This is a genomic window from Peribacillus sp. P4_C12 (assembly GCF_056402095.1).
Window position 1 is genome coordinate 1 of the sequence record NZ_JBFUIB010000612.1, and the last position, 1,914, is coordinate 1,914.

The 1,914-nt window shown below is 40.3% G+C and carries 3 protein-coding genes; all 3 read right to left on the reverse strand.

Annotation, left to right across the window (positions count from 1 at the left end):
- Positions 1-1,383: heavy metal translocating P-type ATPase (locus AC1DUW_RS27150; RefSeq protein ID WP_477643969.1), on the reverse strand; the 1,383-nt coding region annotated here is incomplete at its 3' end.
- 105 nt (positions 1,384-1,488) lie between these two features.
- Positions 1,489-1,695 (reverse strand): copper chaperone CopZ, encoded by a 207-nt coding sequence (copZ, locus tag AC1DUW_RS27155; RefSeq protein ID WP_053345683.1) that lies wholly within the window; start codon positions 1,693-1,695, stop codon positions 1,489-1,491.
- Between the two features lie 16 nt (positions 1,696-1,711).
- A partial coding sequence (locus AC1DUW_RS27160) for a metal-sensing transcriptional repressor (RefSeq protein WP_477643968.1) occupies positions 1,712-1,914 on the reverse strand: 203 nt, incomplete at its 5' end.

Consider the following 1,914-nt stretch of genomic DNA (forward strand, 5'->3'; position numbering starts at 1 on the left):
GGCCATGATTGATGTTGGGGTAGCCAAACCTAAAGCACAGGGGCAAGCTATTACAAGCACCGCAATCATCGCTTCAAAAGCTGGTGTAAATTCACCAGGATTAACCCAGATCATCCATACGAGAAAAGTTAAAAGGGCGATTCCGACAACAATGGGTACGAAAACTCCAGAAATTTGGTCAGCGAGCCTTTGAATTGGAGCTTTAGACCCTTGAGCGTCTTCTACCACCTTGATGATTTGTGAAAGAGCGGTATCTCTGCCGATTTTTGTGGCCTTCATTTTGAGAAAACCATTTTTATTCAGGGTTGATCCAATCACAGTATCTCCTATGCTTTTATCTACTGGAATGCTTTCTCCTGTTAACATGGATTCATCGACGGCAGAGTTCCCTTCGACTACCTCTCCATCCACCGGGATTTTTTCACCTGGCTTCACCAAAACTGTATCTCCAACAATGACTTCTTCTAGAGGTATTTCGCGCTCTTCACCATTCCTCAGCACCAAAGCCGTTTTGGCCTGAAGTCCCATCAATTTTTTAATGGCTTCTGATGAACGTCCTTTTGCTTTTGCTTCAAAGAGCTTCCCTAAAAGAATGAGGGTGATAAGGATGGCACTAGTTTCAAAATATAGTTGTGCAGTATGGTGGTGGACTCCAATGGCGATGATCGATTGATAAACACTATAAAAATAGGCAGCGGACGTTCCCATTGCAACTAAAACATCCATATTCGCACTTTTGTTTTTCAAAGCCTTATATGCCCCTACATAGAATTGCTTACCAATGATGAATTGCACAGGCGTTGCGAACGCCATTTGCACCCATGGGTTCATGAGGAAATCCGGCATATAAATAAACGAAGTAAAACTAAAATGACTTACCATCGCCCATAACAACGGGAATGACAAAATAACGGCGAAAATAAATTTTCTCTTTTGTTTTTGAATTTCTTTCTGGCGAAAATCCACCGATTCCTTGTTGTCATCCTTGATGATCGCCCCGTAACCCAACTTTTCCACTCGTTGAATAATATCAATTGGGGAAGCTTCAGAAGGATCATATTCAACGGTCGCGTTTTCAAGTGCCAGGTTTACATTGGCCTTGGATACTCCATCCATCTTATTTAGCCCTTTTTCAATTCGTGTTGCACAGGCCGCGCAGGTCATTCCCGTAATGGTAAACTCTTTTTTCTCTTTTACCACATCATAGCCAAGATCTTGAATTTTCTTTTCAAAGTCCTGGGTACTTAACTTTTCTGCATCATAAGTAATGACTGATTTTTCAAGGGCCAAATTAACAGTGGCCTCTTCAACACCTTCCATTCTATTTAACCCTTTTTCAATTCGTGTTGCACAGGCCGCGCAGGTCATTCCTGAAATTTGCATACTTGTTTCTTTTATATGGTTGCTCACTTTTATTCCCGCCCCTTTATACCACCGTGGGGTATAATTTATTGTAAAAAAGAAGTGCTTTAAAAGCACCCTTATTCCTTATTCAACATCGTAGCCTTGATCATCAATGGTTTCTTTTATTTTTTCAAGTGATACTTTTTCATTATCAAACGCAACATCTACTTTTCCTGCGTCTAAATGTACTTTTACACTTTCTACACCCGAAAGCTTTCCTACATTCCCTTCAACTGCATTCACACAATGACCACATGACATTCCTGTTACCTTCAATGTTACGTTTTCCACCCTAACCACTTCTCCTTTATTTTTTCATTAATTTTTGTATCGTTACTAGCACTTCGTCAATGACCTCGGTATCCCCATCATTCAGTCGGTCTACCACACAATTTCTTAAATGACCTTCTAATAAAATCTTTGCCACACTATTCATGGCACTTTGTGTGGCAGCTATCTGAGTAATAACATCATCACAATAAGTATCTTTTTCGATAAGACCCTTAATAC